The sequence below is a fragment of the Tepidibacter formicigenes DSM 15518 genome (genome assembly GCF_900142235.1).
Classification (GTDB): Bacteria; Bacillota; Clostridia; order Peptostreptococcales; family Peptostreptococcaceae; genus Tepidibacter; species Tepidibacter formicigenes.
The window spans coordinates 1-21,920 of sequence record NZ_FRAE01000030.1 but is presented as its reverse complement, the minus strand read 5'-3'; the positions used below and the strand labels follow the sequence as shown (position 1 = coordinate 21,920).

The window sequence follows — 21,920 nt, the reverse complement described above, 5'->3', positions numbered from 1 at the left end:
AAAACGTCCAACTATTACCATAGTACTTATTTATTTTACCATATTTTCATATATCATTAATAGAATAATTTTTGACAAACATCTATTCTTTTGATATTCTCAAATTAAAAACTATATCAAGGAGGTATTTATGAAAGGTGTAACTCATTTTGCAATAGGTGCATTAACAGCTGTTGAAACTTCGCTTTTAATTGATAAGCCTCTCACTCCATCTGGATTTATATTTGCCTGTGTTTTTTCTTTACTTCCCGATATAGATGAACCTAACTCAAAAATTTCAACCACTTTAATCAAAAGTTCTTTTTCTAAAGCAGTTTATAGATACACTCTTTATTTAATTAATATGATTATTTTTTTTATTTTAATATATATTAATAAAAACTTAGTTTTAAATTTTATAATAAGTTTTTCTTTAATAATACTCATAGAAAACAAATTAAAGCATGCACTTTTAAGAAAATGTTTATTTTCTCTTTTATCTATTATATTAAGTTTATCTTTATATTACATAAAAGCACCTTTTCCTTTTATATCTTTATCTATTTTTTTGGGAGTAGCGCCATGGCTTAAGCACAGAGGCTTTACTCACAGTATTTTAGGTGTTATGTTTATATATTATTTATTAAATGAAATAGAACAATTACTTGGTTCTGAATATATTGCTTTGTATGGAACTATTGGTTATTTATCTCACCTATTTTTAGGAGATATTTTTACAAAAATGGGAATACCTATATTTTATCCAATATTTAATAAAAAAATATCTTTAGGATTTATAAAAGTCGGTAGCTTTATAGGAAATCTATTTGAAATTATATATATTTTTATTTATTTTTCAATAGTTATATATACTTTAAAATATAAAATTTAATTTTTAAAAAATTCACTTATAAAAACTATGAGCAGTTTATGGAATTTATAATTCTATTGTGATTGTAAAAAACCCCATGGCAAAGGCCACGGGGTTATTTACAATCATCACATAGTCCAAAAAATTTTACATCATGATCAAAAATTTTAAATCCGTAGTTTTTCTCTATTTCTTCTTCTAATGTTTCTAGAAGGTCTTCTTCTACTTCCATTATTTTATTGCATTTTTTACATATTAAATGATGATGATTATGTGATTCATCATTTATATTAAGTTCATACCTACAACAACCATCATCTAAATTAAGTTTTGAAACAGCTCCTATATCATCTAGTAATTGAAGTGTTCTATATACAGTAGCAAGCCCAATTTCAGGACACTGCTTTTTAACTAAATCATATATTTCTTCACTATTTAAGTGCTGACCTTTGCTTTTTAGCATTATATCTACTATAGATCTTCTTTGAGGAGTTAATTTAAAGCCTTCTTCTTTTAATTTATTTTTTACAGCTTCTATATAATTATCCATTTAATCACCTACATTTTCAAATAATAATATTTTTCAATTAATATTTTATTTAAAATGTAAGAACTTGTCAAGCATAATCAATTGATATTTTAATATTATTTTCAATTGAAAACTTTAAATTTATTACTTTTTACAATCCTTTTTTAAATTACATTTTTTACAACTTCCAGTGCATTTAAAAAGCTCTAATAAACTAGTATAACATCTTGGACATCTCATATCTTTATTTTCTTTTATAATATACCCACATGTAGGACATTTAATCTCCATAATAATCCCCTCTTTCATAATAATTGAAAAGTCCCAATACTATTTTTTATATAGTATGGGACTTAACTAAACTATATTACAAATACAGCTAGAATTCCTCCAACTAAAAATGATATTACAAAACTTCCTATCCAAATAGCAGCAGATTCCTTCCAGCTTCTTTCTTTAAATATAACCATAATAGCTGCTATACATGGTACAAATAAAGTTATAACTACTAAAGATATTAATAGCTGAGCTGAGCTTAAAACTCCTTGTGAAGCTAAATCACTTAATCCTGCAGCTCCAAAATCTCTTCTTATAATTCCCATTATAAATGTTTGAGCAACTCTTGGATCAAGCTTTAAAAATCCTTTTGTAAAAGGCGCTAAACCTTTTATAATTACATCCAATAATCCACTATCTTGAAGTATAGTTATTATAGCTGCTCCAAGGATAAATAAAGGACCTGCTTCTTCTATAAACTGCTTTGATTTTATATAAGTCTTTTTTATTACATTAGAAATTTTAGGTATTCTAAGAGGTGGTAAATCTATTAATAATGTAGTCGACTCACCAGTCATAAATTTATTTAAAAGAACTCCAACAATTCCAAATACCAATATTATTGTAATAACATATATTAATGTATATTTGGCACCAAGAGATGCTATAAGTCCTGCTATAACTCCAAGCTGAGCAGAACATGGTATAGCAAGTCCAAGAAGCATTGTAGCAATAAATCTTTCTCTTTTTGACCCTAATATTCTTGTTGTAACTGTTGCCATTGTAACGCATCCAAACCCTAATATTATAGGAATTATTGCTCTACCATTTAGTCCAATAAAAGTTAACATTCTATCTACTAATGTTGCAATTCTTGGAAGATATCCTGTATCCTCAAGAATTGATAAGAAAAAGTAAAAACCAACAACTAATGGAAGTAGTAATCCTAAAAGATATATAGGCGCCATTGTTAAAACTCCAAATTCTCCTATAAATAAATGCCCAATAAAAGTATCTTGAGAAATAATTTTTCCTAAAGTATTCATAATAAAGTTATAATAATATTCTCCCATTATAACCTCTTCAGTTATACCAACTACAGTTTGAGCAACAAATACTCCTATTGCTTGATATATTAAATACAAAGTAAATAAAAGTATAGGTATACCAGTTAAAGGCTCTACCATCCATCTTCCTAGTTTAGTTTTAAAAGAAGCACCTTCACTAGTTTGCTTAATTATACTTTCTATTATGTTATCTATTCTATTTCTTCTTTGTTTATATATGTCTTCTCTTAACTTTGGAGCATCTTCTATATTATGTCTTTTTATTATATTTTCATCTTCTTCAAGAATTAAAAGCTTTTCTGAATCTAAATCTACTTGTTTTTTTATTTTTTGTGTATTTTCTTTTACAATTTCTAATATATTTCCTACTCTAGCTTCATTTATACTATTTTTAACTTCCTCTAACCCTTCTCCTTTTATGGCAGTAGTAGGTATAACCTTAACGCCTAATTCTTTTGAAAGCTTGTCTATATCTATTTCTATTCCATTTCTTTTAATATCATCCATCATATTAAGAGCTACTATTACAGGTTTTCCTGTATCAATTATTTGCTGTGTTAAAAATAAATCTCTTTCTAGATGAAGTGCATCAACTACATTCAAAATTATATCTGCATGTAGTATTACATCTCTAGCTACTCTTTCTTCATCGTTAAAAGAAGAAATTCCATAAACTCCTGGAGTATCCATTACTACATAATTTTCAAATCTACCAGAGCTTATGTCTACTGTAGTTCCTGGAAAATTAGATACATCAACATAAATCCCAGTTAGATAGTTAAAAAATACAGACTTACCCACATTCGGATTTCCTGCTAAAACTAATTTTATATCTGAATCTTTTATCTTTACATTTGGATTACAAGTATGACATGTGGACATAAGTATTTCCTCCTATACTGCTTTTACTTTTATTGTTTGTGCAAGTTTTCTTCCTATGGCTATTTCTTGAAGTCTATTTTGAAGAACTACAGGTCCTGCTAAAACTTTTTGTGAACAAACAAGCTTAGCTCCTTCATACAACCCTAATCTTATTGCTTGAACTCTTATTTTCTCATCTGGTATTGATATTACCTCTATTTTTTGACCTCTATTTACCATATCTAAAGTCATAATATTTCCTCCTATATGTAATTTAAAATCGTTATCACTTTATGATTAAATTATATTTCATATGATAATGAGTGTCAACATTAAGTTTGTTTTTGAAACAAAAAAAGCTGCCTAAAATTTAGGCAGTTTTCTTATTCTAACCCTTCTTCTTGCATTAAAGTTTCATATACAGCTACAACATTTTCATATTCCTCATCATTATCTATAGGAATAATTGAATATTCTCCATCTTCTTGTTCTTCTAATCTAAATATGTATGCTTCTTCTTCTTCATTTTCTTCTAATGGCATAAGTATTGCATACTCATTTTCCTCAGCTTCTAAAGTCATTATAACTTCAAATTCTATTTCTTTTCCATCTTCATCTACTAATGTTACTATATTTTCTTGCATAACTTCACCTCATTAATTTAATATTTACTATATATTATATACTAAAGATAACAAATTTAATATAAAAAGTTACATATTTCTTTTCATATCAAGATATCCTTGAAGTATAAGTACAGCTGCTAACATATCTACTACTTTTTTTCTTTTTTTTCTGCTTACATCAGCTTCAATTAAAGACCTATGAGCAGCTACTGTTGTAAGTCTTTCATCCCAAAACTCTATTTCTAAATCTACCTTTTTCTTTAGCTTTTCAGAAAATTTTATTGTTTTTTCTCCTTGAGGACCTAATGTTCCATTCATATTTTTAGGAAGGCCTATTACTATTTTATCTACATCTTTTTCTTTTATTATGTTTTCTAATTCTTCTAGATCTTTTTTTATACTTTCTCTTCTTATAGTTTTTATACCTTGAGCAGTAAGTCCCATTAAATCACTAACAGCAACTCCTATTGTTTTATCGCCTACATCAAGACCCATTATTCTTTTCATTATTTCCTCCTAAATTATCTTTATACAAAAATCCTTACAATATTTTGAACAGTAGCCACATAATACACATTTATTTTTATCAACTACTGCTTTATTATTAATTATAGATAGTGCTTTATGATTACATTTAAATACACAAGCACCACACCCTTCACACCAGTTTGCTATATGTAGTTCTCTTTTTTTATTATTTAATTTTTCTTTTATGCTATCTGGAATTTTTTTACCTTCAAATTTTAATATGTTTGCTATTACCTCTTCTTTAGATTGCATTCCTATTGCAATAGAATCAAGCTCATTTAAATTTAGAGCATAATCTAATACTTCATCATATGAATGTATCAAATTTCCTCCACCTAAAGGCTTCATAGCATATATTCCTATATTATTTTTTTTAGCTTCTCTTATAGCCTCAAGCATTTCATCTATATTTCCATCATGAATTCCAATGCCAGCTTTATTTACTATTGGATGAATAATATCTATTTCATTCATTTTAGATGCTGCTTTTACTGCTGAAATGGTATGAGTAGATATTCCTACAGCCCTAATATACCCTTTTTCTTTCATTTTTATAAAATATTCTAAAGCTTCATAGTGTCCTCTTAAAGTATGCTCACTTTCTTGCTCATGAAGTAAAAATCCATCTATATAGTCTGTATTCATTTCTCTTAAGGCTTTTTCTAGACTCTCCTTTGCAGTTTCTTTAGAATATGAATAAGATTTTGTTATAAGTATTATTTTTTTTCTATCATATTCTTTAAAAGCTTCATTTATGTGAGTATATGTTCCATAAAGCTCTGCTGTATCTATAAAATTAACACCTCTGTTAAAAGCTTCAAGTATTATACTTGCTCCGTATTTAGGATTAAAGTTTCTTTGAAGTGGACCTATAGTTAAAGCTCCAAAGCACATTTTAGATACTTTAAATCCAGTTTTTCCTAGTATATTATACTTCATAATTTCACCCCCTTAAACCTTCAATTCCGATTTTTAAGCCATAGATTTTTAAAAATCTATGGCTTAAATTTTAACTACATTTGTTTGTTTAATTTATCTACATACTTTGTAATGAGAACTAAAAGAGGAATTATAACATAGGCAATACTTGTTGCCGCTGCTACTACTCCAGAATCATTAACTAAAAATCCTACAATACTTCCTAGAACAATAGCAGTCCATCCTTTTGTAAGATATGAATACTTTTCACAAACCTTTTTAAGTATCCCAAAGGGTTTATAAAATAAAATTCCAACAATTACAACGCCTAATATAAGTACCTTGCTCCATATTGTTATTCCTATGAGCCTTAGATTCATTTCTAATTTTCTTTTTATAATTTGTATTATAGTTAAAGGTCCACCTGATATTATTTTTTGTACAGCTCCTGCCAAGTGAGATTTGCTTCCTATAAAATAAATATCTATTATAGCCATTGTACTAACTACGCAAACTACTGCTATGCATATTAATATTATTTTTTTAATGTCTATTTTTACATCATATAGCCTAAGAATTAAATATAAAAACGAGAATACAGCTGTAATAGTTCCTCCTACATTTGCTCCCATTTTAGGATGTCCAAGAATTACTATTGAAATTAAAAGTATAATGGAAACTATTTTTTTGCCAATTTTCTTATTTTCCAAAAGACCAACAAGAGAGAAAATTAATGAACCTATTAAAACTCCCATATATTCATTTCCTATTCCATAATATCTTGCTCCAATAATTGGATCATATCCTAAGAGGGAGTTTTTTATCATATTTTGTCCAGTAGCTCCATCAATTAAAACTCCAAGTGCTACTAATAAGCTTAAAATTACTAATTTACTTAAATCATCCTTTACAAATTTATGAATTAAATAATAAATTAAGCTCAAAGTAGTTATTATACATATAACTATAGATATTATACTTTTAAAATTAAATAAAGGAGCTATTAAAAGAACAAATGGTATAGTCATTGTAAACTTTAAAAATGAGCTAAGTATTTTAAAGCTGTTTCTTGGAATTTTATTTCTAAAAAATACAGCTAATACTGTAAGTATCCACGCTATCATTTCAAGTACAGCATAAGTATAAAGAACAGGTACTCTAATTTTTGAATTAGATACTGTTTTTTCATAATCTCCTAATAAAAAGCCTATATTATTATCTTCTACAGTTTTTTCAATTTTTTTACCTACCATAACTTTTGACTTTACATCAAAGTAATCTAGTATATCTGCTGAAACATCAACATTTCCTATTATTCCCTTCCTTCTTGTAGTAGATGATGATAAAAGTCCTTTTTCATTTCCTTCAAATATTACTATAGGAGAAAGTCTATATCCATTTTTATAATCCTGTATTTGGGGATATGGGCTTATTATATATATTCTATCTTGTTCTTGTGCCATTTTAAATACTTCATTTAAATATCTACTTATATTTTTGTTGATTTTGTCTTTTATATTTTTATAAGCATTTTGACTCAAATTTTCCTTATAAAGATCAAGTCTATATGTATCTCCAAGCTCTACTATTACTAAATCACTATTTTCATAATATTTTTTAGTTTCATCTAAAAGTTTTTCATAATCTGTTCTTACTCCAAAAGGCATTAAACTATCTTTAATATTTAAATCACTTATGTTTCCTTTTTTTATTTGTCCATTTTCATCCATTCCTATAAGACAAATTTCTCTATGTTTTTCTTCATCTATATCTGCATTTCCTAAAACGGCTAAACTCAAATTATTGTTTCTAATTTCATATCCTAGAGCTCCTAAAAATGCACCGTATTCTCCTTTTTCATTATCACTTTTAAGCTTATTTATATTTAAATTGTTTATGTATTTTGGATTTATGCCTGTTCTTCTTAAGTAAATATCCTTGTTTTCTTCATTAATAGTTCTAAAATTTATGTCATCATTATTTAAATAAACTCTAGTTCCAGCTCCTATTGATGCATATGATCTTATATCAGAGGTTCCCTTTGACCCTCTAATATTCATAAGTCCTATATAACCTCTTTTATTTAGTTCTTTGCTAAGAGAGTTAATTTCTTTTAAATCATTTATACTAGTCCTATTAATATTTATTAAAATAACTTTTCCTTTATTTTGTGAAAAAGAAATATTGCTTGTAAAATTAAGTGCTGTAACTAATATTAAAAAAATTACTAAAAATTTTCTTTTCAAATTTTTCTCCCTACTTTCCTTCTAAGTATTTTTTTAGAATTTCTTCTAAAAGCTCATCCCTTTCAAATTTTTTCACTAAGCTTCTAGCATTATTATGACTTGTTATATAAGTTGGATCTCCTGATAAAAGATATCCTATTAATTGATTTATAGGATTATATCCTTTTTCAACTAAGGCATTATATACCTTTAATATAATTTCCTCTGGAGTGACTTTTTCCTCTATATTTCCTTCAAATTTCATAGTGTAATCTATATTTTTGTTCATATCTAACACCTCTTTTTTTTATTTTTTACCTATATTATAATAACCTATTATAACACATTTATGTCGTTTTATAATTATTTTTAATATAAAAAGGAGCATTTTGCTCCTTTTTAATTACTCACTAATTTGATTTTCTAATACTTCTTTTGCATGCATTAAGGCTTCTTTTACTTTAGTTGTATCTTTACCACCAGCTTGTGCCATATCTGGTCTTCCTCCGCCATTTCCTCCAGCAATTTTAGCTACTTCTCTTATTATATTTCCACAGTGAACTCCTTTTTCAACAACATCTTTTGTAGCTGTTACTATAAAGTTTACTTTATCATTAGCTGTATTTGCAAGAACTATAACTCCTGATTCATATTTATCTTTAAGATTATCTCCTATATTTCTTAAAGAGTTCATATCCATTCCTTCAAATTTTGCTAAAATTAAATTTACTCCTTTTACTTCTTTTTTAATTACTGCATCATCAACTGAAGCCATGGCTACTTTATTCTTTATGGAATCTAATTCTTTGTTTAACTCTCTTACTTCATCTACAAGAGATTTTGCTTTACTTATAACATTATCTTCTTTTGTTTTTAATGTATTACATATATTTAATATTTTATTTTCTTTTTCACTTATATATTCATATACACTCATTCCAGTTATAGCTTCAATTCTTCTAACACCAGCAGCTACTCCTGATTCTGAAATTATTTTGAAAAGTCCTATTTGTGATGTATTTTTAAGGTGAGTTCCTCCACAAAGTTCACAAGAATAATCTCCCATAGCTACAACTCTTACTACATCACCATATTTTTCTCCAAATAAAGCTGTTGCTCCCATTTTTTTAGCTTCATCTATTGACATTTCATTTGCATCAATATCTAAAGACTCCATAACTTTTTTATTTACTATCATTTCTATTTTTAATAATTCTTCTTTTGATATAGCCTCAAAATGAGTAAAGTCAAATCTAAGTCTTTGAGGAGTAACAAGAGAACCTGCTTGTTGCACATGATCTCCTAAAATTTCTTTTAATGCTTTATGAAGAAGATGTGTTGCAGAGTGATTTCTAGCACTGTTCATTCTTAATTCTTTCTCGACTTTAGCATTTACTTCATCTTTAACATGTATACTTCCTTTTTTAACTACAACTTCATGATGAATTCTATCATTTAGTCCTTTTTTAGTATCTATTACATCACCGTCAAAGCTTTCATTAAATAAAATTCCTTTATCTCCTACTTGTCCTCCACTTTCTGCATAAAAAGGAGTCTTATCAAGTATTATTGTAACTTTTTCTCCATTATGAGCTTCATTTACTATTTCATCTCCTTTTACTATAGCTGAAATAGTAGATTTTTCTTCTAAGGAATAATATCCTACAAACTCACTTTTAATGCTTTGATCTATTTTAGAGAATATATCTTCTTTCCATCCATCACTTTCATCATTTTGTCTTGCACTTCTTGCTCTGTTTCTTTGTTTTTCCATTTCTTCTTCAAAAGATTTTTCATCTACTTTAAAGCCTTCTTCTTCAAGTATTTCTTTAGTTAAATCTATAGGGAATCCATAAGTATCATAAAGCTTGAATGCATTTTCACCAGATAAAACTTTCTTATTATTTTCTTTTAATTTATTTATATATCCTTTTAGTATTTCCATACCTTGGTCTATTGTTTCTTCAAATCTTTCTTCTTCTATTTTTAATACTTTTCTGATATAGTCTTTCTTTTCTATAAGTTCAGGATAAGCATCACCACTAACTTCTACAACCTTATCCATTAATTTATATAAGAATCCTTCTTTTATTCCTAAAAGCTTTCCATGTCTTGCAGCTCTTCTTAAAAGTCTTCTAAGTACATACCCTCTTCCTTCATTTGAAGGCAGTACTCCATCAGCAACAAGGAAAGTAACTGCTCTTATATGGTCTGTAATTATTCTTATAGATGTATCAGTTTTTTCATTTTTTCCATATTCTACATTCGTAATTTCCAATACTCCATTTAATATATGTTTTATGGTGTCTATTTCAAATATATTGTCAACATCCTGCATTATACAAGCTATTCTTTCAAGCCCCATTCCTGTGTCTATATTTGGATTAGGAAGAGGGTTGTAGTTTCCATCTTCATCTTTATCAAATTGAGTAAATACATGATTCCAAAATTCTATATATCTATCACAATCACAGCCTGGCTTACAATCTGGGCTATTACATCCATATTTTTCTCCTCTGTCATAATAAAGTTCTGAACATGGTCCACATGGTCCTGTTCCTATTTCCCAGAAGTTATCTTCTTTTCCTAGTCTTACTATTCTCTGAGCTGGAAATCCTACTTCTTTATTCCATATTTCAAATGCTTCATCATCATTTTCGTATATAGATACCCATACTTTTTCTTCAGGAATTTCAAGATGCTTTGTCACAAATTCCCATCCCCATTTTATTGATTCTCTTTTGAAATAATCTCCAAATGAAAAGTTTCCTAACATTTCAAAAAGTGTTGCATGCCTTGCTGTTTTACCTACATTTTCTATATCTCCCGTTCTTATACACTTCTGACAAGTAGCCATTCTCTTATTTGGCGGTACTTCTTTACCCATAAAATAATTTTTAAGTGGAGCCATACCCGCATTTATAAGCAGTAAGCTTGGATCATTTTGAGGAACCAATGGAAAGCTTCCCTTTGCTAAATGACCCTTTGATTCAAAAAATTCTAAAAATCTACTTCTAATTTCATTTAATCCTAATTTTTTCATTTTATTTCCTCCTTTATGTACAAAAAATAAAACCCTCATCTCTATGAAAAACATAGGGACGAGGGATACTTCTCGCGGTACCACCCTATTTACTGCATTGCAGCCACTTAGGATAAAATAAACCTTAATTTTAACGGAATTTTTCCGATAACTTCTACTAAGTTTCAAAGTTATTACTCCAAGGTAGCTTCAACTAACCTATCTAGGAACCTTCCAGCCATGGGTTCCCTCTCTATAAGAATCAGCTAATTTACTAGTCCTCTTCACAGTATTTGATATATTAATTTTTACATATTTAGATTTTATATAAGAAATTCAAATATGTCAACAAATTAATTAAAACCAATTTCTATCCATTCTATTCATCATTCTACCAGCAAACCTTGCCATATTTCTACCAGTTTTGTAAACCATTCTTCTTTGACCCATATTCATTTTAGATACAGCATACATAGAAGCTGCAGCACCTAAAACTCCACCTAGAACCATAGGATTTACTATATTTGTATTTCTTCTCATACTTTCACCCCTTTCTTAAGAATATTTTTTGCGAAAGAAGTGAATATATACTGAGTAAAATTTACAAGTTTATATTCTTTTTTCTATTATTCCTCCACCAACTACAATATCATTGTCATACATTACAACAGATTGTCCTGGAGTTATTGCTCTTTGCATTTCATCAAATACTATTTTTATCTTGTCATTTTCTTCTTTATAAATTGTAGCATCTTGCGGCTTTGCCGAATATCTTATTTTAGCTTTAACTCTTATAGGCTCTTTTATATCATCAAAAGGTATGAAGTTTACATTACTTGCTATTAATCCTTTGCTAAAAACTTCATCATGCTCTCCTAATACTACTGCATTTTTTTTAGGTAATATATCTACTACAAACATTGGTTTTCCAAGAGCGATTCCAAGTCCTTTTCTTTGTCCAATAGTATAATTTACAATTCCTTTGTGTTTTCCTAATATATTTCCCTCTTTATCAATAAAATATCCTTCTTTTATCTTTTTATTACTATGCTCTTTTACATATTTTGCATAATCATTATCTTTTACAAAGCATATTTCTTGACTATCAGGCTTATTTGCAACAACTAATCCTATTTCCTGAGCTATTTCCCTTATTTTATCTTTTGTATAATATCCAAGTGGAAATAATGTATGTTTAAGCTCGTGTTGAGTCATATTATACAGTGCATAAGTTTGGTCCTTTGCATCTGTAATAGATTTTTTTAGTAAATATCTATTTAAGTTTTCATCAAATTCTATTTTTGCATAATGTCCTGTAGCTATATAGTCACAACCTATTTTTTTTGCTTTTTCAAAAAATTCACCCGATTTTATATGTTTATTACATGCAATACAAGGATTTGGAGTTCTTCCTTTTATATATTCGTCTATAAAATAATCTATTACCTTTTCTTTAAACACATCTTTGAAATTCATAACATAAAAAGGAATTCCTATTTTATCTGCAACTCTTCTTGCATCTTCTACTGCAGATAATGAACAGCATCCTCCTTCTTTTTCTATTAATTCTTCATCTTCATCCTGCCAAAGCTTCATTGTAACTCCAATTACATCATAACCTTGTTCTTTTAATAAGTATGCTGCAACAGAACTATCTACTCCTCCACTCATTCCTATCATTACTTTCTTTTTCAAATTTATCACCTCAGTACATTTATTTTTGTCAATTTTTCAAAATTAAACCCGGGATTTTCCCGGGTAATTTTTTACTACTCTTCTTCTATATCGTGATGATGGTCATGATCATCATCTATTTTAATATCTTCAAGTCCATCTATATGAATGTTGTTTTTCTTAGCATAATCAATTATTGCAGATTTAACAGCTTGTTCAGCTAAAACTGAACAGTGCATTTTAACAGGTGGAAGACCATCTAAAGCTTCTGCTACTGCTTTATTTGTAAGCTTTAAAGCTTCTTCAATACTTTTACCTATTATCATTTCTGTAGCCATACTTGATGTTGCTATTGCAGATCCGCATCCAAAAGTTTTAAATTTAACATCCTTTATTATATTTTCTTCTATTTTAAGATATATTTTCATTATATCTCCACATTTAACGTTTCCTACTTCTCCTATACCATCTGCATTTTCTATTTCCCCAACATTTCTTGGGTTCATAAAATGATCCATTACTTTTTCACTGTACATGATTAATTTCCTCCTTTAGCTACCTTTTCATATAATGGTGACATTGCTCTTAATCTTTCTACAATCTTTGGAAGATGTTCTAAGACATAGTCAATATCTTCTTCTGTATTCATGTCTCCAAGTGATAGTCTTAAAGATCCATGTGCTATTTCATGAGTAAGTCCTATAGCCATTAAAACATGTGATGGATCTAAAGAACCCGAAGTACATGCTGAACCACTAGATCCTGCTATTCCAACAATATCAAGACTTAAAAGAAGAGATTCTCCTTCTATGAATTCAAAACAAAAGTTAGCATTTCCAGGAAGTCTATGCTTTAAGCTTCCATTTAATCTTGTATAAGGTATTTTCTCTAAAACTCCTTTTATAAGTTTATCTCTAAGTTTTGTAAGTTTTTCAATATGTTCATCTAAATGAATTCTAGCAAGCTCTGCTGCTTTACCAAACCCAACTATACCTGCTATGTTTTCAGTTCCCGCTCTTCTTCTCTTTTCTTGAGCTCCTCCATGTATTATAGAATGAAGCTTAACACCTTTTCTGATATATAATGCTCCTACTCCTTTTGGTCCATATATCTTATGAGCTGACATAGCCATTAAATCTATACCTAAATCTTTTACATCTATAGGTATATTTCCTAATGCCTGTACACCATCTGTATGGAATAATATCCCTTTTTCCTTAGCTATTTGTGCTATTTCTTTTATAGGTTGAATTGTTCCTATTTCATTATTTGCAAACATTATAGATATAAGTATAGTTTTATCAGTTATAGAATTTTTAAGTTCTTCTAAGTTTATTCTACCATCTTCATCCACATTTAGATAAGTTACTTCAAAGCCATGGTGTTTTTCTAAATACTCACAAGTATGAAGAACTGCATGATGCTCTATTTTAGTAGTTATAATATGATTTCCTTTGTCTTTATTAGCAAATGCTACTCCTTTTATTGCCCAGTTATCTGATTCAGATCCTCCACCTGTAAAATAAATTTCTGAAGAATCTGCATTTATAAGTTTTGCTACTTCATCTCTAGCTTTATCTAAAGCTCCTTTTACTCCTCTACCAAATACATGAACACTTGAAGCATTTCCAAATAAATCATGATAATATGGAAGCATAGCTTCAAGTACTTCTTTTTTAACAGGAGTTGTTGCCGCATAATCCATATAAATATTTCTCTTTTCCATTTGACTTATCCCCCTACTCATTTATATTTTTCATTTTGTTTTTATGATCATCTATCATATTTTGTAGAGTAATAGAATCTATTACAGATTCTACACTTTCTTTTATTTTTTCCCATACAACCTGAGTTACACAATGACCTGATTTTTTGCAATCACTTTCATCATCTAATACACAATCTGAAGGAGCTACAGGGCCTTCTAGAACTCTTATTATGTCTCCTACAGTAATTTTACTTGCATCTCTTGAAAGCAAATACCCTCCTTGAGCTCCTCTTATACTTTTTACAAGACCTGCTTTTCTAAGAGAAGAAAATATTTGCTCTAGGTATTGATCAGATAAATTCTGCCTTTGTGCTATGTATTTTAAAGGAACTGGCCCTTTACTTTCATTTAAAGCTAATTGAAACATTGCTTTTAAACCATATCTTCCTTTTGTAGATAATTTCAATATATCACCTCTTTTAATTCCTAGTAAAAAACTCTGAATTCTAATTTAAGTATATTATACCCAAGTAACTTTGTCAACATTCAGACAAAAAAATTTTCATTGTAAAAATTTTTTTATCCAATTAGAAAAAGCTAGGATTTAATTCCCAGCCTTCTTTCTTCTTAATATCATCGTTATATCCCTTACTTCTTGCATTTTAAGAATATTTGCTGTAAATAAAAATACTCCTGCTCCTAATAAAACTCCTATACTTACTTGAATAAATTGAATTTGTTTATTATGTATATTAAAATATTTACTAAATATTAAATTTAAAATAACAATAGATATTCCCATAATAATAGATGCAAATGTAGTTTTAAGCGAGGACACTACTATTTCTTTTCCACTTATTCCTCCCATTTTTTTTCTAAGAGTATTAAACAGCATACTCATATTTATAAAACTTGTAATAGAGTATGCAAGAGCCAGTCCTTTTACTCTCATTGGCGTAGCAAGTCCTAAAAATAAACTTAATAATATATTTCCTAAAACTGCTATAAAGCTTATTTTAACAGGTGTTTTTGTATCTTGATTTGCATAAAATCCCCTAGTAAGCAGTTGCACTCCTCCCTGAAAAGCAAGTCCTAATGTATAAAAAATTAAAATACTTGCAGTAATTTGTGCATCGTTTTCTTTAAATGCTCCACGAACGAATAATAACCTAATCAAAGAAACCCCTATAGTCATAAGTCCTATAGCTGATGGAATTGTAACAAAAAATATATTTCTCATTCCCATTGAAAAAGTTTCTCTAAATTCTTTTATCTCTCCCTTTGCAATCTGAGATGTTATTGTTGGAAAAATTACTGTAGCAATACTTACAGAAAAAATTCCAAGAGGAAGCTGCATTATTCTATTAGCAAGTCTAAGTGCCGTAATACTTCCCTCATCAAATCCTGATGCTATATTTTGATTAACTACAAGATTAATTTGAGTAACAGAAAGACCTATAAGTGCTGGAAGAATTAACTTAAATATTTTTCTAACTCCAGGATGTTTTAAATCAAGTGTAAATTTATAATTTTTTGCCTTTTTTGCCACAAATATAAATTGAAATAAAAAGTTTGATACAGCACCAAATACAACCCCTATGGCCATACCTTTTATTCCAAACTTAGATGATAAAAATATAGTTCCTAAAATAATACCTACATTATATAAAATAGGACCTATTGATGGAGCATTAAATATTTTATATGAATTTAAAACACCTGTTTCGAGTCCTGCAAGTGCTGTAAAAGTAACAGCGGGGAACATAAATCTAGTAAGTTCAACTGTAAGGGATAGTTGCTCTCCTTTAAAATTATAAGCTACAAGAGGAACTAAATAGTCTGCAAATATCATACCTAATACTGATAATACTAAAAGTAAAATAATAGAAACATTTATAAACGTAGATGCTACCTTCCAAGCTTCTTCTTCATCACCTTTTGATAAATAGCTAGTAAAAACAGGAATAAAAGCTGAGCTTAAAGCTCCTCCAACTAATAAATAATACATAACGTCCGGAATTGTAAATGCAGCAAAAAATGCATCCGTTTCCATTCCTCTTCCAAATTTATTCGTCATTATAACTTCACGAACAAAACCAAGCAATCTACTTAATATCATTATTATCATAACTAATGCTACTGCTTTTGTTGTTTTCTTTTGATTAGACATAATATACCTCTTTTCTTAAAATATTACTATGTAATTATAATTTGATGATGCTAAACATGTCAACTACACTTTATATAGTATTAACAAAATAAAAAGTCTCAATATTGTAACAAGCAATATTAAGACTTTTTATTTTATCTCTTTTTTCTTATTTTATCTTTATTTTTATTTCTTTTATTATTATATTTTTTATTTGATTTTTTAAACCTATCCTTAGTATATTCTTCTTTTTTTCTTTTATCTCCCTTAGGCTTTATTAGACACTTTAATCCATAGCCAATAAGATCTTGTCTGTTTGCTTTCATTAAAGCTGAATATACCAAATCATAATTTTTAGGATTTCTATATTGAAGTAGTGCTCTTTGCATTGCTTTTTCACTTTTACTTTTTGGTACATAAACTTCTTTCATTGTTCTTGGATCAAGTCCTGTATAAAACATAGCCGTTGAAAGCGTTCCAGGTGTTGGATAAAAATCCTGAACCTGCTCTGGTTGATAGTGAATATCTCTTAAATATTCAGCAAGCTCTATTGCTGATTCTAATGTACTTCCAGGATGACTAGACATTAAATATGGTATTATATACTGCTTTTTACCTAGCTTCTCATTTATTCTAAAAAATTTCTCTCTAAATTTATCATAAGTCTTTCCTGCTGGTTTTCCCATATATTTTAATACCTGAGAAGATACATGCTCTGGTGCTACCTTTAACTGTCCACTTACATGATGCTCAACAAGTTCTTTAAAGAAAGTATCTTTTTTATCTGCCATAATATAATCATATCTAAGACCAGATCTAACAAATACTTTTTTAATATTAGGTAATTTTCTTAATTTTCTAAGAAGCCCTAAATATTCTCCATGATCAACATCTAAGTTTTTGCAAGGATCAGGGTATAAACACTGCTTATTTTTACAAGCACCTAATTTTAATTGTTTCTTACAAGCAGGTTTTCTAAAATTAGCAGTAGGTCCTCCTACATCATGTATATACCCTTTAAAATCGGGGTATTTTGTAATTTCTTTTGCTTCTTCTAATATAGACTCTTCACTTCTACTTTGCACAATTCTTCCTTGATGAAACGTTATAGCACAAAATGAACAACTTCCAAAACAACCTCTTGAACTTACTATACTAAACTTGACTTCCTCAATCGCTGGTACTTTGCCTTGTTTTTCATATATAGGATGATAATTTTTTTGATAAGGAAGTGAATAAACTTTATCTAATTCTTCTCTACTTAAAGGCATTTGAGGTTTATTTTGAACTAAATATTTATTTACATGCTTTTGTACTAAAACTTTTCCTCTAACTGGGTCTTGTTCTTCATATTGTATTTTAAAAGCCTGTGCATATTTATATTTATCCTTAGATACTTCTTTATAAGATGGAATTTCTATATAATCATCATACAATTCTTCTAAAGAATCTATAATATAGCATGTCCCATCAATGTGTCTTATATATTTTATATCAAATCCATCATTTAAATTATCAGCCAATTCAACTACTGGCCTTTCTCCCATACCATATATTAATACATCTGCGCCACTATCTATAAGCATAGATTTTCTTACTTTATTTTCCCAATAATCATAATGTGCAAATCTTCTAAGACTTGCTTCTACTCCTCCTATTATAATAGGAATATCTTTATAAGCTTCTCTTATTCTATTGCAATAAACTATTGTTGCTCTATCAGGTCTTAATCCCATTTTTCCACCAGGAGAATAAAAATCTTTTTCTCTTCTTCTTTTACTTACAGTATAATGATTAACCATCGAATCCATATTACCTGCATTCACTAGAAATCCTAATCTTGGTCTACCTAATCTTTTGAAGTCATCTACACTTTTCCAATCTGGTTGAGCTATTATACCTACTTTATATCCTGCATTTTCTAAAACTCTTGAAATTATTGCTGTACCAAAGCTATGATGGTCTACATAAGCATCTCCTGTAACTAAAACGAAATCTAATTGTTCCCATCCTCTATCTATCATATCTTGTTTACTAATTGGTAAAAATTTATTATCTGTCATATCATCACCTGCTTATCTTTAGTTCAAACGCATAAAGCAATATTATCAAATTATATTATACATTACAAGCTAATTTTCAAACATTGCCTTATAAGCTTTAAGATTTCTTAAAGATTCTAATTCCTCATTCTTTTTAGCATATTCAAATAAAATATCTAGTAATAAATCTATATCTTTATTTCCACCTTCACATTTGTAGGCTTTATCATAAAATTTAAGTGCTTTTAATATTTGTCCTTCTTCATAAAAATTATTAGCAATATTTCTATAGTTATTTATCATATACTTATTATTACTCATTCTTATACTACCTTTCTAACTGTTAATTTTAGATATAATAAAACAGACGCTTTATTATATCTAAAATTAACAAAAAAGTCACGGATTTAACCCGTGACTTTTTTAACTAATTATAACTTTATAATATAAACACTATCCTATTACTTGTAGCTCCTTATTAGCTTTGTTAAGAACCTCATATCCATTTTCTGTTACAAGTACTAAATCTTCTATCCTCACTCCTACTTCTCCAGGAAGATATATTCCCGGCTCTACTGAAAATATCATACCCGGCTTTAGTATATCAGTATTTGTTGAAGATACATCACCAAAATCATGAACCTCTATTCCTATAGAATGTCCAGTCCTATGAGTAAAGTATTTGCCATAACCCTTTGACTCTATGTAGTTTCTTGCTGCAAAATCTACATCGCAGAATCTAACTCCTGGCTTTATAATTTCTATAGCCCTTTTATTAGCCTCAAGTACCGTTTCAAAAACCTCTTTTGATTTATCTGAGACGCTTTTGAAAAATACTGTTCTTGTCATATCAGAGCAGTATGAGTCTTTTATACAGCCTATATCAAGTATTATACTATCCCCTTTAGTTGGAGTTGAATTCCCTGGGGCATGGTGTGGATTTGCAGCATTTGCTCCGTATCCTATAATTGGATCAAATGAAAACCCTTCTGCTCCAAGTTCTTCATATATTGAAAGAAGTAGTCCACTCATTTTCTTTTCACTGTGACCTTCTAAAGTAAGATTTATAATCTTCTCCATGGCCATATCGTTAATCCTTGAAGCATTTTTCATAAGTTCTATTTCTTCTTTGTCTTTTATCATCCTTGCTTTATCTACAATAAAAGATCCATTTACATAAGAACTTGCCCCATTATTTTTCATAAGATCTAGTAAGAATCTAGAAGGCCAGTTTTTATCTATTCCAATAGGTTTATCTTTACATATATTTTCAGAAAGTAACTTTATACAATCGTCAGTGTCACTAAACCATATCTTTTCAGCTCCTAAATCCTCATGTACAGGAAAAAGCTCATTTATAAAAAGCTTATGGTTTCCATCAAGACTTATATATAAGGCAAGCATCCTTTCACCTGGATGAATCCATTTTCCTGTAAGATAAAATATTGAAGCTGGATCTGAAATTATAAGCTGAGGTATATTTGCTTTTTTCATTGAATCAAGTACATTTTCAAGTCTGTTAAGTTTCAAGTTCATTTCCTCCTTAATCATTATATATATTATTATTTTATACAGTTTGTTTATTTTGAACCGATTCTTCATCTTCAAGCAATTTTACTAGCTTTTTATCAGAGAAGAATAATAGTATTGCACATATGAATAAAATGATTGGGATTGCAACATATGCCTGTATTATACTGAATTTTGAAGCAAATGCGTATAGGTATCCATATGATTTTCCAGCTACAAATGTAGCAAAAGTCCAAACCCCAAGTAATACAGAGTAAATTTTATTTGGTGCATATTTAGTTACAAAAGAATTACCAAGTGGTGAGAATAGCATTTCTCCTATACTTAAAAGCAACCCAAATGCAAAAAGGTAAATAAGGCTTGCTTTAGATGTGGCATCTGCACCTACACCTCTTGAAATTTCTGCAAATACAAGCATTAAGAAAGATATACCGAGAAAAGTAAGACCTAGGGCTAATTTTTTAAATAAACTCAAATCACCTTGAGGTCTCTTTGATAACTTAAACCAAAGTGCACCAAATACTGGTCCAAGAGCAATACATGTAAATGAATTTAGCGAGTCAAACCATGAAAGAGGAACTTCAAATCCTCCAACAACCATATTTATATATTGACCACCATAATCATAAGCAGCTAAATAAGTTAAGTACCAGAATACCCAAAATACTACTGAAAACATAGATACAAGTATAATAGCAAAAACTTTTCTTTTTTCAGTTCTTGTCAATGGTTTAACTTCAGTTTCCTCTTTAACTTCAGTATTTTTTCCAAGTTTGAATGGTTTTTTCCCTACTTCTCCAAGAAATTTCGTACCAAATAAAAACCACAGAGCATCAATTACACAAATAATACTACATAATTTAAAAGCAGATCTAAAACCTTGAACTTCACCTTGTGCAAATGTTGATGCTACAAGAATCCCTACAGCCGTAGTTCCTATAAAAGCTCCAATATTAACAAAAGAGTATTGCATTGAAAATGCTGAATCTAGCTGTTCTTTATCCTTAAACAAAGATCCACTAATTGCAGAAACGTTACCTTTAAAAAGACCTGTACCTATTGCAACAAATATTACCAACATATTCATACCAGTAGCATTTGTTGCAGTTGCTCCAAAGTAGTATCCTCCAGCCATCAAAAGTAGTCCTACTGGAACACAGTACCTTGCTCCTATATATCTATCAGAAATATATCCTCCTATAACTGGTGCAAGATATGTAAATGCAACAAGATTTGATTGTATTAGTGCAGCTTCAACTTTTGTAAGGCCTAATCCCCCTGTTAAAACAGTAGCAGTTACAAAAACAAAGATTAGATACTTAGCAGAATAATATGCCATTCTTTCTAACATAAATGCAATAGAGCAAACATAAAAACCAAAAGGCCTTTTGTTCTTTACTGTAATTTCACTCATAACTCTCCTCCTATTTGTTTTTCATAAGTATCTTATTTAAATCCTATGTTTTATACTTTTAATCTTCCCTCTTAAAAATCGTTTTCATAAAATCCACAGCTAAGTTACTATAGTAAACTTACTTTATCCAATCTCTAATATCTACTCCCCCCTTTTGTTATAAATGATTAGCTCGTTGCAGAACTCTACAACTCGCATAAATACTACATTTAAATTTATAGAAATGGCTAAGTTTCCCCCATTTTGGGTATATATACATTAACTAGATGTGTATAACTCAAAATGAAAAAAGGAGGAAAAACTTATGCCAGTTCAAGCTAAACAATTAAACTTTTCTAATATTTCTTCTGATTTTGAAAAGTTTTTTAATCAAAATCAATACAATTTACTTTCTATGTTAAATCATTTTTTTGATATTAGTGATTTCATCCCACTTTCTTTTTATCAAAAATATTATTCTAATTTTGGACGTAAAAGAAATTTTTCTCTTGAATCTATGAT

21 protein-coding genes, 1 pseudogene and 1 other annotated feature are annotated in these 21,920 nt (G+C 28.8%); of the genes and pseudogenes, 2 read left to right on the top strand and 20 right to left on the bottom strand.

The window, feature by feature from the left end; translation table 11 throughout:
* Positions 1-130 precede the first annotated feature (130 nt).
* Complete coding sequence (locus BUA77_RS07325; protein ID WP_072888778.1) at positions 131-871, top strand: metal-dependent hydrolase; 741 nt, start codon at positions 131-133, stop codon at positions 869-871.
* A 94-nt stretch (positions 872-965) separates the two neighbouring features.
* Here the strand turns inward: BUA77_RS07325 and BUA77_RS07320 are convergent, their stop codons facing one another.
* The 20 genes from BUA77_RS07320 to BUA77_RS07230 form a co-directional block, all read right to left on the bottom strand.
* Complete coding sequence (locus BUA77_RS07320; RefSeq protein WP_072888777.1) at positions 966-1,400, bottom strand: Fur family transcriptional regulator; 435 nt, start codon at positions 1,398-1,400, stop codon at positions 966-968.
* A gap of 123 nt (positions 1,401-1,523) precedes the next feature.
* Positions 1,524-1,670 carry a hypothetical protein gene (locus BUA77_RS13825; protein ID WP_159428965.1) on the bottom strand — a complete coding sequence of 49 codons (147 nt, stop codon included), beginning with the start codon at positions 1,668-1,670 and terminating at the stop codon, positions 1,524-1,526.
* A gap of 71 nt (positions 1,671-1,741) precedes the next feature.
* Positions 1,742-3,604, bottom strand: a complete 1,863-nt coding sequence (feoB, locus tag BUA77_RS07315; RefSeq protein WP_072888775.1) for a ferrous iron transport protein B — start codon at positions 3,602-3,604, stop codon at positions 1,742-1,744.
* Positions 3,605-3,616: 12 nt separating this feature from the next.
* Entirely contained in the window at positions 3,617-3,835 is a 219-nt protein-coding gene (locus tag BUA77_RS07310; protein ID WP_072888773.1) for a FeoA family protein, read from the bottom strand.
* A 131-nt stretch (positions 3,836-3,966) separates the two neighbouring features.
* The gene (locus BUA77_RS07305) at positions 3,967-4,227 is read right to left on the bottom strand and encodes a DUF1292 domain-containing protein (protein ID WP_072888771.1); all 261 of its coding nucleotides are present in this window, start codon (positions 4,225-4,227) and stop codon (positions 3,967-3,969) included.
* 69 nt (positions 4,228-4,296) lie between these two features.
* The gene (ruvX, locus tag BUA77_RS07300) at positions 4,297-4,716 is read right to left on the bottom strand and encodes a Holliday junction resolvase RuvX (protein WP_072888769.1); all 420 of its coding nucleotides are present in this window, start codon (positions 4,714-4,716) and stop codon (positions 4,297-4,299) included.
* A 9-nt stretch (positions 4,717-4,725) separates the two neighbouring features.
* Positions 4,726-5,676: an aldo/keto reductase gene (locus BUA77_RS07295; protein WP_072888767.1), complete on the bottom strand. Its 951-nt coding sequence runs from the start codon at positions 5,674-5,676 to the stop codon at positions 4,726-4,728.
* 74 nt (positions 5,677-5,750) lie between these two features.
* Entirely contained in the window at positions 5,751-7,901 is a 2,151-nt protein-coding gene (locus tag BUA77_RS07290; protein ID WP_072888765.1) for a hypothetical protein, read from the bottom strand.
* A 10-nt stretch (positions 7,902-7,911) separates the two neighbouring features.
* The gene (locus BUA77_RS07285) at positions 7,912-8,169 is read right to left on the bottom strand and encodes an IreB family regulatory phosphoprotein (protein ID WP_072888763.1); all 258 of its coding nucleotides are present in this window, start codon (positions 8,167-8,169) and stop codon (positions 7,912-7,914) included.
* Positions 8,170-8,283: 114 nt separating this feature from the next.
* Positions 8,284-10,923 (bottom strand): alanine--tRNA ligase, encoded by a 2,640-nt coding sequence (gene alaS / locus BUA77_RS07280; RefSeq protein WP_072888761.1) that lies wholly within the window; start codon positions 10,921-10,923, stop codon positions 8,284-8,286.
* 51 nt (positions 10,924-10,974) lie between these two features.
* Positions 10,975-11,199: a binding site (T-box leader), on the bottom strand.
* A 60-nt stretch (positions 11,200-11,259) separates the two neighbouring features.
* On the bottom strand, positions 11,260-11,442 hold the full coding sequence (locus BUA77_RS07275; protein WP_072888759.1) for a hypothetical protein: 183 nt from the start codon (positions 11,440-11,442) through the stop codon (positions 11,260-11,262).
* Between the two features lie 69 nt (positions 11,443-11,511).
* A complete protein-coding gene (gene mnmA / locus BUA77_RS07270; protein WP_330390045.1) occupies positions 11,512-12,597 on the bottom strand; it encodes a tRNA 2-thiouridine(34) synthase MnmA in 1,086 nt (361 codons plus the stop codon).
* Positions 12,598-12,671: 74 nt separating this feature from the next.
* A complete protein-coding gene (nifU, locus tag BUA77_RS07265) occupies positions 12,672-13,115 on the bottom strand; it encodes a Fe-S cluster assembly scaffold protein NifU (protein ID WP_072888757.1) in 444 nt (147 codons plus the stop codon).
* Positions 13,115-14,302, bottom strand: a complete 1,188-nt coding sequence (gene nifS / locus BUA77_RS07260; RefSeq protein WP_072888755.1) for a cysteine desulfurase NifS — start codon at positions 14,300-14,302, stop codon at positions 13,115-13,117. Before nifS ends, nifU begins: the two co-directional genes overlap by 1 nt.
* Before the next feature lie 13 nt (positions 14,303-14,315).
* On the bottom strand, positions 14,316-14,750 hold the full coding sequence (locus BUA77_RS07255) for an RrF2 family transcriptional regulator (protein ID WP_143151322.1): 435 nt from the start codon (positions 14,748-14,750) through the stop codon (positions 14,316-14,318).
* A 138-nt stretch (positions 14,751-14,888) separates the two neighbouring features.
* Positions 14,889-16,454 carry a murein biosynthesis integral membrane protein MurJ gene (gene murJ / locus BUA77_RS07250; RefSeq protein WP_072888751.1) on the bottom strand — a complete coding sequence of 522 codons (1,566 nt, stop codon included), beginning with the start codon at positions 16,452-16,454 and terminating at the stop codon, positions 14,889-14,891.
* A 134-nt stretch (positions 16,455-16,588) separates the two neighbouring features.
* Complete coding sequence (locus BUA77_RS07245; RefSeq protein WP_072888749.1) at positions 16,589-18,496, bottom strand: YgiQ family radical SAM protein; 1,908 nt, start codon at positions 18,494-18,496, stop codon at positions 16,589-16,591.
* A 69-nt stretch (positions 18,497-18,565) separates the two neighbouring features.
* On the bottom strand, positions 18,566-18,796 hold the full coding sequence (locus tag BUA77_RS07240) for a hypothetical protein (RefSeq protein ID WP_072888747.1): 231 nt from the start codon (positions 18,794-18,796) through the stop codon (positions 18,566-18,568).
* A 132-nt stretch (positions 18,797-18,928) separates the two neighbouring features.
* Positions 18,929-20,005 (bottom strand): M24 family metallopeptidase, encoded by a 1,077-nt coding sequence (locus BUA77_RS07235; RefSeq protein WP_143151321.1) that lies wholly within the window; start codon positions 20,003-20,005, stop codon positions 18,929-18,931.
* A gap of 37 nt (positions 20,006-20,042) precedes the next feature.
* Positions 20,043-21,419 carry a peptide MFS transporter gene (locus BUA77_RS07230; RefSeq protein WP_072888744.1) on the bottom strand — a complete coding sequence of 459 codons (1,377 nt, stop codon included), beginning with the start codon at positions 21,417-21,419 and terminating at the stop codon, positions 20,043-20,045.
* A 304-nt stretch (positions 21,420-21,723) separates the two neighbouring features.
* Between BUA77_RS07230 and BUA77_RS07225 the strand changes: the two are divergent.
* Positions 21,724-21,920 (top strand): annotated as a pseudogene (locus BUA77_RS07225) (ISNCY family transposase); the annotation flags it as partial.